Origin of the sequence: Nitrospira sp. (assembly GCA_037045225.1) — a bacterium.
GTDB lineage: Bacteria > Nitrospirota > Nitrospiria > Nitrospirales > Nitrospiraceae > Nitrospira_A.
The window spans coordinates 1512440-1533294 of record JBAOHZ010000009.1 but is presented as its reverse complement, the minus strand read 5'-3'; the positions used below and the strand labels follow the sequence as shown (position 1 = coordinate 1533294).

The 20855-nt window shown below is 59.4% G+C and carries 13 protein-coding genes; all 13 read left to right on the top strand.

The window, feature by feature from the left end; genetic code table 11:
• Window positions 1–257: 257 nt before the first annotated feature.
• Complete coding sequence (locus V9G17_07870; protein MEI2752508.1) at window positions 258–932, top strand: hypothetical protein; 675 nt, start codon at window positions 258–260, stop codon at window positions 930–932.
• Between the two features lie 157 nt (window positions 933–1089).
• On the top strand, window positions 1090–2058 hold the full coding sequence (pdhA, locus tag V9G17_07865) for a pyruvate dehydrogenase (acetyl-transferring) E1 component subunit alpha (GenBank protein ID MEI2752507.1): 969 nt from the start codon (window positions 1090–1092) through the stop codon (window positions 2056–2058).
• 8 nt (window positions 2059–2066) lie between these two features.
• The gene (locus V9G17_07860; GenBank protein ID MEI2752506.1) at window positions 2067–3044 is read left to right on the top strand and encodes a pyruvate dehydrogenase complex E1 component subunit beta; all 978 of its coding nucleotides are present in this window, start codon (window positions 2067–2069) and stop codon (window positions 3042–3044) included.
• Between the two features lie 63 nt (window positions 3045–3107).
• Complete coding sequence (locus V9G17_07855; GenBank protein ID MEI2752505.1) at window positions 3108–4310, top strand: dihydrolipoamide acetyltransferase family protein; 1203 nt, start codon at window positions 3108–3110, stop codon at window positions 4308–4310.
• Complete coding sequence (gene lipA, locus V9G17_07850) at window positions 4307–5215, top strand: lipoyl synthase (GenBank protein MEI2752504.1); 909 nt, start codon at window positions 4307–4309, stop codon at window positions 5213–5215. The genes V9G17_07855 and lipA overlap by 4 nt, the downstream gene beginning before the upstream one ends.
• A 568-nt stretch (window positions 5216–5783) precedes the next feature.
• Complete coding sequence (locus tag V9G17_07845) at window positions 5784–7163, top strand: sigma-54 dependent transcriptional regulator (protein MEI2752503.1); 1380 nt, start codon at window positions 5784–5786, stop codon at window positions 7161–7163.
• Window positions 7164–9890 carry a PAS domain S-box protein gene (locus V9G17_07840; protein ID MEI2752502.1) on the top strand — a complete coding sequence of 909 codons (2727 nt, stop codon included), beginning with the start codon at window positions 7164–7166 and terminating at the stop codon, window positions 9888–9890.
• Window positions 9891–10083: 193 nt separating this feature from the next.
• Window positions 10084–10545 (top strand): response regulator, encoded by a 462-nt coding sequence (locus V9G17_07835; protein ID MEI2752501.1) that lies wholly within the window; start codon window positions 10084–10086, stop codon window positions 10543–10545.
• 145 nt (window positions 10546–10690) lie between these two features.
• Window positions 10691–12097: a sigma-54 dependent transcriptional regulator gene (locus V9G17_07830; protein MEI2752500.1), complete on the top strand. Its 1407-nt coding sequence runs from the start codon at window positions 10691–10693 to the stop codon at window positions 12095–12097.
• 575 nt (window positions 12098–12672) lie between these two features.
• Window positions 12673–17613 carry a hypothetical protein gene (locus V9G17_07825; GenBank protein MEI2752499.1) on the top strand — a complete coding sequence of 1647 codons (4941 nt, stop codon included), beginning with the start codon at window positions 12673–12675 and terminating at the stop codon, window positions 17611–17613.
• 159 nt (window positions 17614–17772) lie between these two features.
• Entirely contained in the window at window positions 17773–18762 is a 990-nt protein-coding gene (locus V9G17_07820) for a carboxypeptidase regulatory-like domain-containing protein (protein ID MEI2752498.1), read from the top strand.
• Between the two features lie 80 nt (window positions 18763–18842).
• The gene (locus tag V9G17_07815) at window positions 18843–19766 is read left to right on the top strand and encodes a formylglycine-generating enzyme family protein (GenBank protein ID MEI2752497.1); all 924 of its coding nucleotides are present in this window, start codon (window positions 18843–18845) and stop codon (window positions 19764–19766) included.
• A 32-nt stretch (window positions 19767–19798) separates the two neighbouring features.
• Window positions 19799–20770: an SUMF1/EgtB/PvdO family nonheme iron enzyme gene (locus V9G17_07810; protein MEI2752496.1), complete on the top strand. Its 972-nt coding sequence runs from the start codon at window positions 19799–19801 to the stop codon at window positions 20768–20770.
• The last annotated feature ends 85 nt before the right edge of the window (window positions 20771–20855 follow it).

Sequence of the window (20855 nt, the reverse complement as noted above, 5' to 3'; positions counted from 1 at the left end):
GACCTTTCATCCGTCCAGCCTCTTGTACACAGCGCGCAACGTTGGTGTTGCTGGAGGGCTTCCGCAGCCGCTGCTCGCTGGGTGCGTTGAATGTCCTTCATGTCCTGATAGTTGTCTGCGTCACGGACAGCGTTGTCGATCACGTTCAACCGCGTAACGCCAGGACAGGCTTGCGCATCGTGGGCTTTCTCCTTGAAGTAGCCTTCGCAATCCTTTTACAATGCGCCCTTGTTCAGTGACTCGTCAGGGAGGTACTCATGTGCGCTAATCATGACAGTGTCAGTCGGCGTTGGCGGTCCCACGGGATGATCGGGCTGGTTGTTGGAGCGATGGTGTGGGCGGTCGGCGGGCCAGTGTGGGCGATCGACATCAAGTTGTCCCCCGAAGAGGCGAAAAAAGCCCTGGAAGCCGGGCGGGCGCCGATGGAAAAAGCGAATTCACCGGAAGATGTGAAGAAGGTCTTGCAGCAGGCCTCGATGGTTACGCGGGTGGGAGCGGATCCCGAGAAAGATCAATGCGGCGCGAGTGCCATCCTGCGCACCAAGCGGTATCGGCTGGAGGCGTTCGGTCGGCAGGAAGCGGCGGAATCGAAGAAGCAGAAGAAAGACGTCCGCATGCCCGAGGAATTCATCCAGAAAGTCGTGGACATGCCGAACATGGAAGTGGAAGTACAGCTCTGCGGCGACGATGAATACTTCGCAGAGAAGGCCGACATCGTATTTCAGCAAAAGGGAAAGAATATCCGGCCGGTGGATATCAGTCCGGCCGATCGGGGCAGAAAAAACGAGGTCGCAGGCCCGGCGTACCGGTCGCGGTTTACGGCCCGATTTGGATACGAGTCGTTTGACCCGAATGCCAAGACGACGGTGATCGTGACCTTGCAGGACGGTCAGACCATGCAGTTCGATGCCGACTTTTCCAAGGTGAAGTAAACTTCTATCGCTCCGGTGCAGGCATCGCGCCCGCACCGGAGTCGACTGGCCCCTCACCTGTATTTCCCCGCCGTGTTCTCCCTCACATTCTTCTCAGCTCAGACCTCCGCGAACTTCGGGGTTGAGCCCACCTGTCTTGCCATGCATAATGGCCCACATGGACAGAGACGATCTCCTCTCGCTCTATCGCCAGATGTTGCTGATTCGCCGATTTGAAGAAAAGTCGGCGGAGATGTATGCGCTCGCCAAGATCGCCGGGTTTCTCCATCTCTATATCGGCGAAGAAGCCATTGCCGTCGGGGCGATCGCCGCGCTGCGGCCGGAGGATTATGCGATCAGTGCCTATCGCGACCACGGACATTGTCTGGCTCGCGGCTCTGATCCGGGCAAGGTGATGGCTGAACTCTTCGGGAAAGCGACCGGATTGTGCCAGGGCAAGGGCGGCTCCATGCATCTGGTGGATCTTGCGCACCGTTTCATGGGCGGCTATGCCATTGTCGGCGGGCACATTCCATTGGCCACAGGGTTGGCCTTCGCGACGAAATATCAGAAGCAGGACCTGGTGACCGTCTGTTTCTTCGGGGAAGGCGCGGTGCCCAGCGGCCAGGCGCATGAAGCCTTCAATCTGGCGGCCTTGTGGAAACTTCCTGTGATCTTCATCTGTGAAAATAATCGATACGGGATGGGCACGCCGGTGCATCGGGCGGTGGCGTTGTACGAGAACGTGGCGGAGGCCGCGCGTTCCTACGGCATCAAGGCCGAACGTGTGGACGGCATGGATGTGCTCGCGATGCGGGCGTTGATGCGGACCGTGGTGGATCAGGTGCGTGCCGGGCAGGGGCCGTTTTTTATCGAGGCGATGACCTATCGCTTCATGGGCCACTCAATGGCCGATCCTTCGCACGGCCATTACCGGAGCAAGGATGAAGTCGAGGAACATCGCAAACGGGATCCCCTGGTGCTGTTGAAACAGCAGATCCTGGATCAGGCGCTCTGCGTGGAAGCCGACTTCAAACCGCTTGAGCAGGAGGTCGGTGAGATCGTCGCGGCGGCGGTGAAATTCGCCGACGAGAGCCCGTTTCCCGATCCCGCCACGCTCCATGACGATGTGATGGCGGAGGACTAGAATTACCCATGCTGTTGTCCTATCGAGAAGCCCTCAACCAGGCCATGCGAGAAGAAATGCGCCGCGATCCGCGCATCTTTTTGATCGGCGAAGAAGTGGGCTATTACCAAGGCGCGTTCAAGGTGACCAAGGGGTTCGTCGAGGAGTTCGGCCCGCAGCGGGTGGTCGATACGCCGATCACCGAAGCGGGCTTTACCGGTTTAGCCATCGGGGCTGCCATGGCGGGATTGCAGCCGATCGTCGAGCTGATGACCATGAATTTCGGCATCGTGGCGCTGGATCAGATCGTGAATAACGCCGCCAAAATCCGCTATATGTCGGGCGGTCAACTGTCCGTTCCCATCGTGATCCGCGGTCCCGGCAGTGCCGCGCATCAACTGGGGGCGCAACATTCCCAAAGCCTGGAAGCCTGGTTCTGTCACGTGCCGGGCTTGAAGGTGGTCGCGCCGTCGACACCTCAGGATGCGAAGGGGTTGCTGAAGAGCGCGATCCGTGATCAGAATCCCGTGATCTTTATTGAGGCACAACTGTTGTACGGCACGAAGGGCGAAGTGGCGGAAGGGGAGTACACGATTCCGCTCGGTCAGGCCGAGGTCAAGCGGGCGGGGGACGATGTGACCCTCGTGGCCTACTCCAAGATGTTGCTGGTGGCGCTGGAGGCAGCGGAGCAGCTGAGTCGTGACGGGCTCAACGTCGAGGTGATCGACCCGCGCACGCTCAAACCCTTGGATCTCGACACGATCGTGACCTCGGTCAAGAAAACCGGGCGCCTGGTGATCGTCGAGGAAGGATGGCGCTTTTGCGGGCTGGGCGCGCAGATTGCCGACAGTATCTACACGGCGGCGTTCGACTACCTGGATGGCCCCATTGTCCGTGTGACCGGTGAGGAGGTGCCGATGCCCTACAGCCGCCCGCTGGAAGACGCTGCCATTCCGGATGTGCCGCGCGTGGTCGCTGCCGTCAAATCAGTCTGTGGTGCAGCATGAGAAACGGTCGCCGCATCGTCCGCGCCGGACTTCGACGATGGTCTGCCTCCTGGAGGGGAATCCATGGCTAGTCGTGTGGTCATGCCCAAATTGACGGATACGATGGAAGAGGGTGTGTTGCTGGCCTGGAAGAAGCGCGAAGGTGAGCCGGTGCATGCGGGCGAAGTGATCGCCGAGATCGAAACCGATAAGGCGGTCATGGATCTGGAAGCGTTTGCCCCCGGTATCCTGCGCAAGATTCTCGTGCGAGACGGTGAAACGGTGCAGTCCGGCACGTTGATCGCGGTCATCGCCGAGGCGGATGAAGACATTACCTCGGCCTTGTCCGACGGCGTGACGGCCGCGCCATCGATCGGCAATGGTGCGAAGACCGGTGCCGCGCCAGGAGCGGTCTCTGCCCCAGCTACAGCGGCTCGTCCGGATGGCGCGCGCCCATTTGCTTCGCCGCGGGCCAAGGCGCTGGCATCTGAACGGGGTATCGATCTCACTACCCTCACCGGCACCGGCCCGGGCGGGCGAATTATTGAAGAAGATGTGATCCAGGCCTCGGCTCTACCCGCGCAGGCATTGCCTGCCGGTACCGATCAGCCCTTGAGCCAGATGCGAAAAGCCATCGCAAGGGCGACGGTGCAGAGCAAGGCGCCGGTTCCCCATTTTTATCTGACCGTCGAAATCGACATGGAGCAGGCGGAGCAGGTTCGCGGCCAATTCAAACAGAGCCGTCAGACCCATCCGTCCATTACCGATCTGCTCATCAAGGCATCGGCGCTGGCGTTGCGTCGGCACCCGGAGATCAACGTTTCCTTTGCCGGTGACGCGATCAGACGGTACGAACAGATTGATATCGGGGTCGCGGTCGGCATGGAAGACGGTCTGATCACGCCGGTGATTCGAGACTGCGGCGCAAAAACGCTGGCCGAGATTTCTGCGGAGACCAAAACGTTGATCGATCGGGCCAGGCAAAAGCGCTTGCAGCCGCAGGAATATACAGGGGCGACCTTTGCCATCTCCAACCTGGGGATGTTCGACGTGGATACCTTTATCGCGCTGCTCATGCCGCCGCAGGCCGCGGCGATCGCCGTGGGGGCGATTCGGGATGTGCCGGTCGTGACCAAAGGGACCGTGACCGTCGGGCGGCGCATGAAGGTCACCTTGTCGTGCGATCACCGGGCGCTCGATGGCTTGATGGGTGCGCAGTTCCTGAAGGAGTTCAAACGTGTGCTGGAGCATCCGCAGGAACTGGTGGCGCCGGTGGTGGAACCATGAGCGTCATACACATCGATCCCAGGCCGACGGTTGACGGGACCCAGCCATCAGCGTCTCACCCTCGCCGCCTACCGCCTTGGTTCAAGGTAAAGCTTCAGACCGGCCCGGATTATCACGATATTCGCACAACCATGGATCGGCTCAACCTGCACACGATTTGTGAAGAGGCCCGTTGTCCGAACATGTGGGAATGCTGGAACGCCCGCACGGCGACCTTTTTGATTCTCGGCGATATCTGCACGCGGAGATGCCACTACTGCTCGGTTGCCACCGGTCGGCCGCATGAGGTCGATGGCGAGGAGCCGTTACGGGTCGCGGAGGCCGTCCAGGCTCTCAACTTGAGACACGCCGTGATTACGTCGGTGAACCGCGATGAATTGGACGACGGCGGCGCGTCGGTCTTTGCCGAGACGATTCAGCATATCCGGCGGTTGATTCCCAGTTGCACCATTGAGGTGCTTATTCCGGATTTTGAAGGCAATGCAGCCGCGCTGGCCCTGGTCGCCGCAGAGAAACCGGACATTTTGAATCACAACATCGAAACGGTGCGGCGCTTGTTCCCATCGATCCGGCCGCAGGGGAAATATCAGCGGTCGATCGAGCTGCTGGGCCGGGCGAAACAGATGGGGATGACGACGAAGTCGGGATTGATCGTCGGTATGGGCGAAACGACGGAGGAGGCTCGCGATGTGATGCGCGACCTGCGCGCGGTCGACTGCGACATCATGACCATCGGTCAATATCTGCAACCTACCAAAGAACATCTTCCCGTAGCCCGCTTCTACCACCCGGACGAATTCGCCGCCTTGAAAGCGGAAGGCCTCGCCCTCGGGTTTCGTCACGTCGAATCGGGGCCGTTAGTCCGCAGTTCCTACCACGCGGAACAGCAGGTTGCCGGATACTGAGAATGGCCCCCGACGTCGTTCTTGCGTCTTTCTAGATCTCAACCCGCGGCTCACATGGACGTCTTGCCCTTTCCCTCGCTCCGGCCTAGCCGGGCGACCATGGTGAACGTCCTGCCCCGTGCCAAGCATCCATTCATGTCATGGCCATTCGCTATCAGCCATAGGCTCTTCGCGGAGGAAGGGCTCTCGCCCCGCTTATGGCAGGTGCCCGATCATGGCCTTGACCTTGCACCACCGGAATGGGAGCCAGTACGGCCGGTGTCGGGTGGGTGGTCTGCCGCGGGCCCTGTGCCGGGTGATCTGCTGCCATAAATGACCTCCTGCCTCGTCAGGGAAGACGCAAGAGAAATGCCGTTGCGGGGTGGGTTTACAGCTCGATGACGTGGCGTGTTGGCCTCGTGGGTGTAGCGCGGGAGCGCTGGTCTGCGAGGGAAGATGGGGCAATTGGCGACAGTCGTCCATACAGGCCTGCGGCACGACGCCCCTTGACCGCCCGGGAGAAAGCCGATTAGTCTGTGCCCGTGCTCGCTGCAGGCCGGTCCGCTGAGGGATCAAGTGAGGGACCCGTATGACTGAAGAATGGGGCGCGGTATTGGTGGTCGACGATGATGCGGAGATGCGCAGCCTGCTGTGCGATGTCTTGCAGGGCCGTGGGCATCAGTGCACAGGGGTCGGGAGCGGCGACGAGGCGCTTCAGCAGCTGAGCGAGGAAGATTATGCCGTGGTCCTCACCGATCTCCGGATGAAAGGCATGCTGGGCACCGAGCTGCTGGCGGAAGTGAAACATCGGTATTCCGATATCGGCGTGATCTTGATGACGGCCTTTGGATCTGTGGAAACGGCGGTGGAGGCGATGCGGCATGGCGCCAGCGACTATCTGACCAAACCGGTGAAAACCGAGGAACTGGTGCGGGTGGTCGAGCGCGCGATTCGGGAGGCAGCACTCCGACGGGAAGTTAGCCGCCTACGAAAAGAGGTCCACAAGGAGTACAGCTTCCATCAGATTCTCGGCAAGAGCAAGCCGATGCAAGCGGTCTTTGATCTCATTCGACGCGTGGCCGACAGCCCGACCAACGTGTTGATCACCGGCGAGAGCGGGACGGGAAAAGAACTGGTCGCCAAGGCCATTCATTACAATAGCGACCGGCGGGATGCTCCGTTTGTCCCGGTCAACTGCGCGGCCATCCCAGAACAGCTGCTGGAAAGCGAACTCTTCGGGCACATGCGCGGTTCGTTTACAGATGCCAAGATGGACAAGCGCGGGCTCTTTGAAGAGGCTCAGAAGGGCACGTTGTTTCTGGATGAAATCAGTGAACTGCCGCTCATGCTTCAGGCCAAACTCCTGCGCGCGATTCAGGAACGAGAGATCCGCCGCGTGGGGGCGACCAAATCCATTCCTGTGGACGTGCGCATCATCGCCGCCACGAACTTGAACCTCGCCGAGGAAGTGAAGCACAAGCGGTTCCGTGAAGACTTCTACTACCGACTCAATGTCATTGAGTTGCGGCTTCCGCCGCTACGGGAACGTCGGGAGGATATTCCGATCCTGGTGGATGCGTTTTTGAAGAAGTGCGCCGGCAGCAGAGGCAAGCAGGTCAAGGGACTCAGCGAATCCGCGCTCGCCATGTTGGCCGATTATGCCTGGCCGGGGAATGTGCGGGAGTTGGAGAACGTGATAGAGCGGGCCGTGACCCTGAGCCACGGGGACGTGATCGGTGCAGACGATTTGCCGGTGCAGGTGCAAGGTTCGCGCGGCGATCGCCGGATTCTCGATGAAGCCGCGGAGCACACCCTGCCGCTGCACGAGGTGGAGAAAGAGTACATCGTGAAAATTTTGGAAAAGACGGGCGGCAATAAGTATCAGGCCGCACATGTCCTGGGTATCGATCGAAAGACCCTGTACCGGAAACTCGCTGAGATCGAAGGCAAACCACACTCAGACGCGTAGATGCATCGTCTCACCCTCGCGCTGGGAGCCATCGGCGTGCAGTCCCCTCATCAGAAATCTCCCCTGCGCCAATACGGCGTTCCGCTGCTGCTGACGATCGGGATCTTCGCCCTGGATCTGTCGGCGCCCACCGGGATCGACCTGTGGTTGCTCTATGCGATTCCGGTGACTCTGATTGCCGCATCCTCCCTCGGGCCGGTGCCCCGCTCTTGTATGGGGGCGGTGGTGTTGCTGGCGCTCATCGGTCCTCTTGCGTCATCTGCCGAGTCCCTGCCGCTCCTCACATGGCTCAATCGTCTCTTCGGCATCGGGATCATGGGGATCGTGGCCGCGTTGATCGTCGGCCGTCGGTCTTCTCTTCTGAGCCCGGATACGAGATCCGGCCTGTCGGACGGGACGTTCGCGACGGCACAGACTGAGCGACATCGAACGGAGGCCGCCGACGCGCTGGCCACGGACGCGCGTGCCCTGGCTGAAGAAGCGGAGGTCGGTGCAGCGCTCGGAGAACGCCGTGTCGAAGCAGAACTGCATCAAGACAAGCTCCGTTTCGAAGGCATCGTGCACTCGGCGATGGATGCCATCGTGACGGTCGACGACGCGCACAAGATCGTGCTGTTCAACCAGGCGGCGGAAAAGATGTTTCAGTGGGGCGCCGAGGAAGTATTGGGACGGCCGCTGGATCGCTTGCTTCCCGAGCGTTTCCGTAGTGTCCATAATGAACACATCCGGGAGTTCGGCCGCTCCGGTATCACGGCGCGGCAAATGGGCGCGTTGGGCATGGTGACGGGGGTCCGGGCCAACGGGGAGGAATTTCCGATCGAAGCCGCGATCTCGCAGATCGGGACGGATGGGACGCGGTACTACACCGTCATCCTCCGTGATATGACCGAACGGAAACGGCTCGAACAGGAATTGGCGGAACGCGAGGCCCTCTTACGGGCGATCATCGAGACCGAGCCTGACTGTGTGAAACTGCTCAATCTGGATGGCACGGTCCGGACCATCAATGCGGCAGGGCTTGCCATGCTCGAGGCGACGAGCAGTGCCGAGGTCGTCGGCCGGGACATGTGTTTTCTGGTCACCGCCGAGTGTCGATCGCGCGTCCGTGAAGTGGTCGGTCAGGCCGGACGGGGAGAAGTGGGGCGATTGGAGGTTCAGATCGTCGGTCTCCTGGGGACTCCCCGGTGGCTGGATATGCACGTGGTGCCTCTGCGTTCAGCCGATGGCACTGTCACCGCGATCTTGGGAGTGACGCGCGATGTGACCGAGTGGAAAAAAACGGAAACGCGACTGCGCCAAAGCGAAGACCGGTATCGCCGGCTCCTGGCGGTCTTGCCGGATGCCATCCTGGTCAACCGTGAGGACCGGATCATTTTGATCAACGAACAGGGGCTTCGGTTGTTCGGAGCCCGGTCCGGAGAGGAGATCCTCGGAAAGTCGCTCTACGACTTGGCGCACCCCGACTACCACGAGTTGGTCGGTGCACGTATCCGGCATCTCCTGGAGCCAGGCAACACGGTGCCGGAAGTCGAGGAAAAGATTGTGCGGCTGGATGGGGTGAGTGTGGATGTGGCCGTCCGGGCCGCTCGGTTCCAAGACGAGGATGGGGTGGGGATACTGGTCGTCTTGCGGGACATTTCAATGCGCAAAGCGGCGGAGCAGAAGTTGCGGGAGAGCGAAGAGCGGCTTCAAAGTTTATTGGGGGCGATGGAGGATGTGATCTGGTCCTCGTCGCTGGATCAATCCACGATGTTTTATGTCAGTCCGTCCGTCAGGGAGATCTACGGCCGCTCCACCGACGCGTTTTGGGCCCGACCCTCGTTATGGCTGGAGGTCGTTCATCCTGATGATCGCGTGATTGCCGAACAGGCGCGACAGGCTCTTCTGACGACGGGTGAGTTCGATGTGGAGTATCGCATCGTCAGGCTCGACGGCGACCTGCGGTGGTTGCATGACCGCGGACGGATCATCAAGGATGCAGAGGGCCGTCCGTTGCGGATCGATGGCATTGCCAGTGACATCACGGAGCGGAAGCGCCTCCAAGCGCAACTGCGTCGGACGGAGCGAGTGGCTGAGCTTGGAACGGTGGCTTCCGGCATGGCGCACGAGATCGGCACGCCCATGAACGTGATTCTGGGCCGGGCCGAATACCTGATGGAGCGCACGAAGGAGGAGCCGGTCAGGAAGGGGCTCCAGACCATCGTCAGTCAGGTCGAGCGAATTACGCGGGTGATGAATCAGTTGCTGGCGTTTGCCCGTCGGCGTCCGATCGAACACCGTGCCTTGGACTTGCGCCGGACCATCGAGGACAACCTGGAAATTTTCCAAGAACGCCTGTCCCATAGCCGCATCAGCGTCGAAACCTCATTTGCCGACGCCTGCCCATTCGTGCACGCCGATGCCGATCAGATGAGCCAGGTCCTGATCAATCTGGTGATGAATGCGATTCATGCGATGCCTGAGGGAGGGGTCCTGAAGCTGGCATTGGCGCCGGACCGTGGGATGGTCCGGTTTACGGTGGCGGACAGCGGTCACGGGATGTCCCGCGACGTGATTGCCAAGGTGTTCGACCCGTTTTTCACCACCAAGGAGTTCGGAAAGGGAACCGGCTTGGGTCTGACGGTGGTGAAGGGCATCATTGAGGAGCACAGCGGTACGATCGAGGTGGAGAGTGAGCCTGGACAGGGCACGACCTTCACCATATGCCTGCCGGTCGATAAGAGCTGATAGCCTATCGCATATGGCATCGGCTCTTCGCCATGAGCTCCGCCCCTCCCGCTGTGGCGCTTCGGGACAGGGCCTTTTCGGGGGTGGGGCCTTTCTCGCCAGAACCCGATTCCTGTGCCCCCTGTTTGGTAAACCATTCATAGATTTTAGTATTTAAATTCAAGTATTTGGGACCTATTGTGAATTGCCGGAAATGGCACATCGTTTGCGTTATTTTGTGCTCATGGTGACGTATTCTGAAGGATCGCGTGCGGAAGGGCCCACACCAGCGGTGTTGCTGGTGGTGGAGGATGACAAGGATATGCGGAGCCTGCTCTGCGATGAGTTGTGGGGAGAGGGCTATCACTTGCGTGAAGCGAGCAATGGTGAAGAAGGGCTGGCTGCGGTCATGCGGGCGGCCCCTGATTTGATCGTGACCGATTTAAAGATGCCGGATGGGGGTTTCGAATATGTCCATCGATTGAGGCGCTGTGTGCCTGAGTGCCCCATTATCGTGATGACTGCCTTTGGTGATGCCCAGACAAAAGACGAGGCGCTGAAAAACGGTGCCACGGCCTATTTCGACAAGCCGGTTCGGCTGTCGGAATTGAAAGCCACGGTGAAGCAACTGTTGCAGCATCCCGGAGGCCGACCGGCGGATGGACTGGTACATTGAACATCGGCGGTGGCGGATACGTGTTTTCGCGAGGTCTCCCCCCAACGGGGGAGGGTTGTCTTCGTCGTGGCAGGCGTAGTACAAAGGGGGCCTCGCTAGTGTAGAGAGGCCCCGCGTGGTTCCCATCGAAACGAGGAGTGATGAGATGGCCGGATCTCAATCACAGGCAACGTCCCATTCTCCCTTTACCGATCCGATTCTGGCTGCTCGTTTAGAGGCTCTGAAGCAATTGGCTGGTGGGCTGACTGACCGTGTCGTCGTGATGGATCGGGAACTCAATGTCGTGTACGCGAATGACGCCGCTTGGGCCGAATCCGGGGCCTCGCCCGCAGTCACCAAGCCAGCCAAGTGTTATCAAGCGTTTGTCCAAATGACCGATCCTTGCGGGACCTGTCCCGCTGAGTCGGTGTTTACGACGGGAGAGGTGCTCACGGTTTCCTGCAACACATCCGGCGATGGGACGGCCTGTGGTATGCACCAGGCATTTCCATTGGTATCGTCTTCAGGGGAGGTCGCCTCGGTCCTCGTGTTGTTTCATAAGCGGCCGGAGTTGCTCAACATTCCAACGTCGCTGTCGCAGCAAAGGCTCGGGCGGTCGCGCCCGGAACGGACCGAATCGAGATTGGGCGATCTGGTCGGCGCGAGTCAGGCCATGCATCAGTTGTTTGAGATGATCCGGTTGGTGGCCGACAGTTCGGCCACGGTGTTGATCCAGGGGGAAAGCGGCACGGGAAAAGAACTAGTGGCCCGGACGATTCACCAGACCAGTTATCGTCGCGATAAGCCCTTTGTGGTGGTTGATTGCGGGGCGCTCCCGGAAACGTTGTTGGAGAGTGAACTGTTCGGCCATGTGAAGGGGGCATTTACAGGGGCGGCAGGGGCCAAGCCAGGGCTATTCGAAGAGGCTGACGGGGGCACGATTTTTTTAGATGAGATCGCCGATACGTCTCCGACCTTCCAGGCTAAGCTCCTGCGAGTCTTGCAGGAAGGGGAGATCAAGCGAGTCGGCGGAACGCAGCCGATCAAAATCGATGTCCGCGTCATTTCGGCTACCAACAAGGATTTGACGGATCTTGTAAAGGCCAAGGTGTTTCGTCAAGACCTCTACTATCGGTTGGCCGTGTTGCCCGTTCATCTGCCGCCTTTGCGTGACCGGAGAGGCGATATTCCTTTGTTAGTGTACAAGTTTATCGAGGATTCCTGCCAGCGGCATCGTCAGGAATTGCGTCAGGTGAGCGAAGAAGCCATGCGCGCCTTGACTGCAGCGCCTTGGCCGGGAAATGTGCGAGAACTGCAGCATTACATTGAGCGCGCGGTGGTGACAACGACTCACAGGGAGCTGACGTGTGCGGATCTGGTCGCGGTGGGATCTGCTCCTGCTGATGGTGGCGACCTCCGGACGGTTGGCCGTGGTGCAGCGCGGCAGGCTGAGCGGGTTCGTATCCTTCAGGCGCTGCAACAGACCTCAGGGAATCGGCTGCAAGCGGCCCGGTTACTCAAGATCAGTCGGGCGAGTCTCTATAACAAGCTACACGACCTGGGCATTCAATAGCTCAGGTGCGTACCAGGATTTTCTGTCGCCTCTCCTCTCGTAATTCACTCAATTCTTCTTTCTAATCAGCCAGATCCTTCTTCATTTCCAGCTCGTGTTAATGAGCGTCTGCCCCTTCTTGCCCCAAAAAGCATGATCGACCGTCCATCATTTTGGACAGTGTAAATCATTGTTTTATAAGCGTTATCGTTGGTGGCGTGATCGGCTGTCTAATAGCCTGGAAAACTGTAGCATTTCACGCCTGTTCCGTTATTCCTACGAGAGCGTTCAACATATTGTAAATATAGAATAAAGTCTGTTGATAGTGATTTTGCCTTCTGGGCATATCAATTGCGTTGTAGCCGCAGTGCTGGTGAAGGTGCGGGTGATTAGGACCGGCCTCCGAATAACCTGCTCCCTCAAACTTTGAGGACATCCTTCACCAGCCCTTTTTCCTTTTGGAGCGTTTCGTGGAGGGAGCGAGGAGAGGCCGGGGGTAGCCGGGGTCCTGCCTGACGGAGGCCGGTCACACGACCACGTTTTTTAACCACTCCCGCGGAAGGGCGCGGGAATTTATTAAGGAGGGAGGCCGACATATGAGGTCTTCAGTGCATGTGTCACAGCGCAAGCGCATACGCCCTGGGGCGTTGCGTAAGCTGCAGGCGGCGCTGCTAACGGGCAGTTTGCTCGCGGCGCCGTGGGTGTTTGCGGCCGGGCCGGGTGATCAGTCGCATGAGGGACATGCGACGCCGGTTACCATGCCGGGCTGGACCCAGACCCTGAAGGGTCAGACCGTGGTGGAAAACGCCATGGAGGGTCGTGCGGGTAATGCAGAGAAGATGGAGATGCAGCACCACCGCCTGATGGAGAAGTTGGAACAACAGGCGCAGACGGATGCCAAGGCGCAGCAGACCTCCGGTGCATTCAATGAAATGTCGATGATGCACCAATATATGGGGCAAGACGGGAGCAGCTTCCTGTTGGCGTCCGATTCGTCGAAGGGCGAACCGGTGATGACGTCAGGGGGGAAATGTCCCGCCAATGCGCCGGTCAAGAAATTCGACGTCTCGATGATCAACATCGAGATCAGTTTGAATCGGTGGCTCGACTTCTATCCTGGGTATATGTACGTCCACACCGGGGATATCGACAAAGTTCGCGCCGAGGAAACCAAGAACAAAGAGGCACGTGAAAAGGACGGATTCGATCCTGGAGCGGTGACCACTGGAAACCAGGGCGATGCGATTCAGCCGTTGGTGCTTCGTGCCAACCAGGGCGATTGCGTCAAGATGACGCTGCGTAACCAACTGGAGGGCGAGGACGGCAGCTTGGTCATCCAGGCCTCCAGCATGATCGTGAGCGCCACGGGGAAGCCTGCGACGACGACGAATCCGGATACGGTTGTCTCGCCGGGCAAGACGCAGGATTTCGAATGGTATATCCATCCGAACATGCAGGAAGGTGTGCGGCAGTTTCACTCATGGAGCCACGATCGCGAGTTGACGGTGTTGGGCCTCTTCGGTGCCTTCATCGTTGAGCCGAAGGGCTCCAAGTACCTCGATCCGCTCGGCACGGGCGCCGCGCCCGATACGACCAGCGGATGGCAGGTCATGGTCGACAACGGCTCGGGACCGGACTTCCGCGAGTTCGTGTTGTTCTATCACGAAATCGGCGATGAAGCGTTCCGTCCGCTGAACAAGAAGGGTGACTTCTTGCCGCAGCGCGATCCATTGACGGATGCCTATCGTCCGGGTGGCCGTGCGATCAACTATCGCAGCGAGCCGTTCGGCATCGATCAGATGCATTTGCAACATGAATATTTCGGCTTCGAAGATGAGTCGCTGGCCTACAGCGCCTACACCTTCGGTGACCCGCCCACCACGGTGGCCCGTGGCTACCTCGGTGATCCGGTCAAGTGGCGTTTGGTGCACGGTGGATCAGAAGTGTTCCACTCCCACCATCCGCACAGCGGAACGATCCGCTGGCAGCGCAGCCCGCGTGCCGATCAGGAAGAGCATTGGTATAAGGGACAGGACGGACCGGTGAAGTATCCGGTGGTCCGAACGAAGTCCGATCGGGTGGACGTGGAAGTGGTTGGTCCGTCCGAAGCGCTCGACCTGGAACCGGAATGCGGCGGCGGTGGCTGTCAGCATCTGGCCGGTGAATTCCTCTATCACTGCCACGTGGCGCATCACTATGTCGCGGGTATGTGGGGGTACGGCCGGTTCTACAACACCTTGCAGGTGGGCAATGCCCACACTGACACGATGCCGGATATGCGCGAGTTGCCGGATCGTCAGGGCCGTATGAAGCAGGGTGTCTCGTCGGATAAGTTGATCGGTTCGACCGTCGACTGGTTCGGCAAGACCTTCAAGATCGTCGATAAGAGCCAGAAGACGAACTGGAAGTCCGATCCTGTGATCGTGAACATCAAGGATTGGGTCGAGATGTTCGTCCCGGCCCAAGGTCAACCGGGCCACACCAATGATGAGAAGGGCCAGATCATGGCCTACGATTCGACGGTGTGGGACTGGAAGTGGGATGGCAACATCGCCCGTGGCGAGCGGGAAAGCACCGCTCCCAATCCGAAGTATGCATGGGCCGCGAAGTGGGATGACAGCACCAGACCGGCGATCCTGTTCGATCCGACGACAGGGAAAATGGCCTGGCCGTTGTTCAAGCCGCACTTCGGCAAGCGCGTGCCGTTCTCGGCGAACCACAGTGGTGCGCCATGGTTGGAGCCGATTCACCAGGATGCAAACGGTGAGCGGACCTCCGAGCCGGCGATGCCGGGCGAACAGGGTCGTTGGAGCCTGTGCCCTGACAACGCCAATCGGAAGCATTACAACATTCACTTTGTCCGCATGCCGATCACCCTGGCCAAGAAGCAGGGAAAAGAGCCGGCCATGGTGGATAAAGATGGTCTGATCTACGTGCTTCACGAAGAAGAGCGTTTGACCAGAGCCAATGACGATCTGAAACTCCCCGCTGTCATCCGCGCCAACGTGTATGACTGCGTGGACTTGTTGTTGACCAGTGAATGGGACGACGACGATTACACGAACTTCCAGTCGTCCAAAATCAACATCCATCCTCACTTCTTCCAGTTCGACACCGGGAACTCGGACGGTGTGATCTCCGGGATGGAGTATGAAATGTCGGTCCGGCCGTTCACCATGTGGGGGAAGAAGACCAAGCATGGATTGCCGGCTCCGATGGTTGCGAAGCTTGTCGGCGAGGTGAAGGCCGGCGCTTCCTCCGTGAAGATCCAGATGGCGCCCGGCGCCACGGCGTTCCACGTCAACACCGAGTTGATGGTGGGCATGGATTGCTTGGAGAAGGGCAACGATCCGGCGGCCTCATTGCCGCGGGATAAGAGCTGTCAGGAAGTCGCTCGTGTGAAGGACATCAAGGGCGATATGGTCACGTTCTTCAAGCCACTGAAGCACCATCACCCGGCTGGCGATCTCGTGTCGCCGGAGTTTGTGCGCTATCGGTGGTGGGTGGACGTGGATATGGGTACCGTGTTCTGGCATGACCACGCGTTCGGTGCGACGACCTGGCCCCATGGCGGGTTCGGCGTGACGATCGTGGAGCCATTCGGATCCACCTATCATGATCCGAAGAACGGCAAGTTGGTGTATAGCGGTCCGATCGCGGATATTCACAGCAACGAGCCGATCGGTGCAGGTGTGGGCGGCAGCTTCCGTGAGTTGATGGTCTCCATCCACGACACGGTTCCGCACACTGTCAACGTCATCGAAGCCGGCAATCCTCCCGGACAGCCGATCGAAGTGGCGTTGGAAGCAGGAAAGACGGTGTCCTTCCAGATGCCGGACAAGATCCTGAATGCGCCGAACAAGTACATCAACGGCGGTACGCACACGACCGGTAGCGGTTTCAACTTCCGCGCGGCTCCGTTTGCACAACGCCTGTCCAACAATCCGGACACCTCCAAGCTGTTCAGCAGCGCGATCCACGGTGATCCGGGCACCCCGCTCTTGCGGGCGTACACGGGCGACACCATGGTGTTCCGCCTGTTGCATCAGCTGATGAACGAATCCCACGTCTGGACGATCGCCGGACATACCTTCCTCACGGAGCGGTATGCAGCGGATGCCAATCGGAAGAACTCGATTCACGTCGGGATCGCCGAGCGGTATGACCTCGTCACCAAGGCGGGTGGATTCCAGGGGATGCCGGGTGACTACATCCACTTCAATGGCAGAACGTCACACTTCGCCGAAGGTGGATGGGGCATCATCCGGGTGCTCGACAAGGAAGTGGCGGACTTGAAGCCGTTGCCCAGAGGAACCAATCCTCTCGGGATCCCAGCGACTCCCAATTCCGTCTGTCCGTCGGATTCTCCGGTGAAGAGCTTCAACGTCGTGGCGTTGGATCGCCCGATGAAGCTCAATCCGAAGGCGCCGGATGCGATCGAGGTGGACTTCGAGCGGAAGATCGAAATGACCATGCCGGAAGGCAAGATCTTCGCGCTGGAAGAAGAAGCCGCGACCGTTGCGGGCAACGTGATGCCGAATCCGCTCACGCTGCGCGCCAATCTGGGCGATTGCATCAAGGTGAATCTGAAGAACAAGATGAAGGCGAGCCGGGCGTCGTTCTTTGCGCCGGGTCTGGCCTTCGATCCGAAAGACAGCCAGGGCTTGAACGTCGGCAACAATGCCGGCGAGCAGACTGTGGCTCCGGGCGAAAGCCGCACCTATACCTATTACGCGCATCCTTTGAACAAGGAAACGACGTCATTGGTGTGGGACGGTGGCAACATCGTCGTCAATCCGCGTAACGGATTGTACGGCGCGATCGTCATCGGTCCGAAGGGATCGCAGTATCGTGATCCAGTCACCGGTGCCGATGTGTCGCAGAAGAATGCATGGCGGGCCGACGTCATTGTCGACACCACCATTTCCGAAAACGTCGGCAAGCGGAATTACCGTGACGTGGCCCTCTTCTTCCAAGATGAGGACAACATCATTGGAACCGCGTTCATGCCCTATGTGCAGAACGTGGCCGGTTTGACATCGGTGAACTACCGTGCCGAACCGTACAAGTTCCGCGAAGAACAAGGGTGCTCGTTGGGCAAAATCTTCCAGCCTTGCGCGGTAGACAAGCCCGAAGATCCCGTCACGCCTCTGATCGAGGCGCATGCGGGTGATGCGCTCCGTATCCATGTGATCGGGGCGAACAGCGAGCAGAACGGCATGTTCAGTGTCGAAGGCCACGAGTGGCCGATCGAACCGTACATGCCGGGTGCCGACATGATCAGCGTGGTGGAGTATGCCGGGTCTGAGATCCTCGATGTCTTCATCCGTGGCGGTGCGGGCGGACCGTATCGTCAAGTGGGTGACTTCGTGTGGTCGAATGCACGGCTGCCCTACACGCAGTCCGGACAGTGGGGCTATCTGCGCGTCTTGCCGACTGGCGATTCGCGGATTCAGCCTCTCAGCGCAAGTGGCGCAGGTGCACGTCAAGCCGAGGTGCTGCCTGAGCCGCAGGCGATTCCGACTGCCATGAAGTAAGCGGGTCAGTCATGGCGTAACACCGGATGGGGGAGCTGCCTGTATCACGCAGCTCCCCCATCTGTGTTTTGAGTGTCGAGAGGAATTACGTGATGGGTTCCAGGTATGATCGAGCCTGTCTGTTGATCATACCTGGACCAATCATAGAGGAGGCCGGACGTGACACTAGGTACCATCATTCAGAGTAAAGAGCAGACGATGAAAAAGAACTATTTCGGGTGGATGCTAGGACTGGCGACGGTTGCTCTCGCGTCGTCCCTTGCGGGCAGTCCTGCGTCAGCCTATGAAGAAATCACCGTGCCGGACGGGGGGACACTGACGGGAGTCGTGAAGCTGGAGGGCACCGTTCCAAAACCGAAAGGATACAACCTCACGACGCTACCTGACCCCTTCTATTGCGGGCGCATTTCCGACGGGGAAGGCTGGCGCATTCTGCAACCGTTCAACGTCGGACCGGGGGGCGAGTTTCGTGAAGTCGTGGTGTACCTGGAGGGCGTGGATAAAGGGAAGCCGTTCGCTGAAAAAGAGGTGCCTCAAATTGAGGCGAAGGATTGCCTGTTCCTGCCGTTTACGACCGTGGTGCGAGATGATCAGTCGGTGACGGTCGTCAACATGGACCCGGTCATGCACGACATTCAGGCCTACGAAACGTCGAATTTAGGTGCGCGCGTGTTGTTCAACGTTCCGCTTCCCATGAATCCGCAACATCCGCGCAATTTTAAGGATCGTACCGAAGCCGGGATGTATCACAAACACATGGCCGGTCCGCCGATGAAAGAGCTGGTGAAACTCAGCAAAGGCCGCCGGATCTTCGTCATGCAATGCGGTTTCCACGCCTATATGGAAAGCTGGGGTGTGGCTATCACGAATCCGTATTTTGCCAAGACGGACGAGCAGGGCCGGTTCACGATGACCGATGTACCGCCGGGCACCTACAAGCTGGTGGTCTGGCATCCCTATGTCAGGACGGCGACGGAGCAAACTGTCACCATTGGTCCGAAGGGGACCGTTGAGACCACAGTCGGGGTTCCGGCGCCGACAGGGCGGCTCTATGCCAACGAGGTGCTGGACCATGCCTATACCCGCTACAACGTGACCGAGGAAGCGAAGAAGGAAATCGATCCGCTGCTCCAAAAGCAGGGGCATTGAAAGAGGACGGAAGCGGTCGACCCACGCGATCAGGAGCTGATCGCGTGGGTTGACGGCTGATAGCTGAAAGTCGAGCGGCCATGACCAGAACAGTGGGAATCAACATCGTGCTGGCAGTGGTACTCCTGATGGGCTTCCAGGCTCAGGGGCTAGTCCACGCCGACCATGAATTGCCGAAGCCGCCGCCGCTCTGGTCTCCGCTTGATGATGTGGAGTGGCTGGCGCTGATCGAGGTGCCAAATGGGATGGCTGAGGTGCCGGCCGGCCCGTTCCTGATGGGAAGCGATCCGAAGTTTGATCGGGCAGCGGGGCCGCAGGAACTGCCTCAGCATCAGGTCTATGTGGATGCCTTCAACATCGACCGGTACGAGGTCAGCAACGTGCACTACCTCCGGTACGTGCTGGCGACGGGCGCGGCCTGGCCGCATTACTGGCGTGCGCAGCCGTTTCCGGAGAAGATGGCCAAACATCCGGTGATCGGCGTGTCCTGGCGGGAAGCCGATGCCTATTGCCGGTGGCGCGGGGCTCGTCTGCCGACCGAAGCCGAATGGGAAAAGGCGGCGCGAGGTGAAGACGGGCGGATGTTTCCCTGGGGTAATGAGCCGGCAGGTTGGATCAAGAGCAACATCGCCCATCCAGGTTCGAAGCGCGGGGCCAAATATCCGCCGCTGGCGAATGTCGATCGCTACGACAATGGCGTAAGCCCGTACGGGGTGCATCAGCTGGCCGGCAATGTGAGTGAGTGGGTCTCCGATTGGTTCGATCCGGAGTATTACCGACGCCAGGAGAACCGCAATCCCCAGGGGCCTGCGTCGGGCCAAGACAAAGTGTTTCGCGGAGGATCATGGAATGAAGATCCTGAGGTGGCCCGTTCCGCCGGACGTAACTCCGGGGGGCTGGACCACTGGAGTTATTTGACGGGGTTTCGCTGCGCAATATCGGGTGAGAGTGGTCGTCAGCTCTCGTCCATCGATTCAGCCAGTGTGAGGAATGCGGATCGATGAGGTTTGACGGCAGGACAACAAGGAGGCCAGAGATGAGACGACAACGAATCGGCATATTGAAGAAACGGGTACGGTTGGCACAGGCGCTTGTGATCGGGGCGGCGCTCTTTGCACTGGCCCCAGCCGCACGAGCGTTGGATACGCAGGACATCGTCATCGAGTGGACTGCGGAAGGTAAGAAGATTGCACAGGAGCGGGTCGCAAAGTGGAAGACCAAAGAAGAAATGGTCCTCATTCCGGCCGGCGAATTCCTCATGGGGAGCAATAAGAAGACGGATCGTCTGGCCTATCGGAGCGAGATTCCCCAGCGCTCGGTGTACCTGGATGCGTTCATGATCGGTAAGTATGAAGTGACCGCGCTTGAATACCTCAAGTTTGTGCTGGCCACGGATCGACTGCCGCAGCTGGATTGGCGGTACGACGGAGGAAACTTCCAGGATACGATGGCGCACCATCCCATTATGCATGTCAACTGGTACGACGCGGATGCGTATTGCAAATGGGCGGGAAAGCGGTTGCCGACCGAGGCTGAGTGGGAGAAGGCGGCGCGTGGGGTAGACGGGAGATTGTTTCCGTGGGGCAGCGAATATGCGGGTCCGACCCGGGCCAATTTCGGCAGAACCGGATTGTCCGGGCCGGTGCGGGATCGTCCGGAGCGGTTGCTGCTCTATCCGCCGATCATTTCCGTCGACAAGTATGAGAATGCGCTGAGCCCGTACGGTTTGTATCAAACAATCGGGAATGTGGCCGAGTGGGTTTCCGATTGGTACGACCAGGATTATTACAAGACGGCACCGGGCCGAAACCCGAAGGGGCCGGAGACCGGCTCGCAGAAAGCGTTTCGCGGCGGTGGGTGGATGGACAGCACCACCACGATGCGGGCAGCGATGCGGAACGGGACTGATCCGAAGACGAAGATCAATTGGATGGGCTTCCGTTGCGCGCAGGACGTGAAAGAAGGAGCCGCGAGCCCCGTGTCCTACTCGGGGTCGGTGGAAAAATAGTCGAGACAGAATGGGACGATTACGTAACATGCTGATGCCTCGGGCCGGCGAGCGCTATGCAGCAAGCCAACGGGAGAGCCATGAT

Coding starts and splice junctions, on each gene's coding strand:
- V9G17_07870 (MEI2752508.1), top strand. CDS start 258: ATGTGCGCTAATCATGACAGTGTCAGTCGGCGTTGGCGGTCCCACGGG.
- pdhA (MEI2752507.1), top strand. CDS start 1,090: ATGGACAGAGACGATCTCCTCTCGCTCTATCGCCAGATGTTGCTGATT.
- V9G17_07860 (MEI2752506.1), top strand. CDS start 2,067: ATGCTGTTGTCCTATCGAGAAGCCCTCAACCAGGCCATGCGAGAAGAA.
- V9G17_07855 (MEI2752505.1), top strand. CDS start 3,108: ATGGCTAGTCGTGTGGTCATGCCCAAATTGACGGATACGATGGAAGAG.
- lipA (MEI2752504.1), top strand. CDS start 4,307: ATGAGCGTCATACACATCGATCCCAGGCCGACGGTTGACGGGACCCAG.
- V9G17_07845 (MEI2752503.1), top strand. CDS start 5,784: ATGACTGAAGAATGGGGCGCGGTATTGGTGGTCGACGATGATGCGGAG.
- V9G17_07840 (MEI2752502.1), top strand. CDS start 7,164: ATGCATCGTCTCACCCTCGCGCTGGGAGCCATCGGCGTGCAGTCCCCT.
- V9G17_07835 (MEI2752501.1), top strand. CDS start 10,084: ATGGCACATCGTTTGCGTTATTTTGTGCTCATGGTGACGTATTCTGAA.
- V9G17_07830 (MEI2752500.1), top strand. CDS start 10,691: ATGGCCGGATCTCAATCACAGGCAACGTCCCATTCTCCCTTTACCGAT.
- V9G17_07825 (MEI2752499.1), top strand. CDS start 12,673: ATGAGGTCTTCAGTGCATGTGTCACAGCGCAAGCGCATACGCCCTGGG.
- V9G17_07815 (MEI2752497.1), top strand. CDS start 18,843: ATGACCAGAACAGTGGGAATCAACATCGTGCTGGCAGTGGTACTCCTG.
- V9G17_07810 (MEI2752496.1), top strand. CDS start 19,799: ATGAGACGACAACGAATCGGCATATTGAAGAAACGGGTACGGTTGGCA.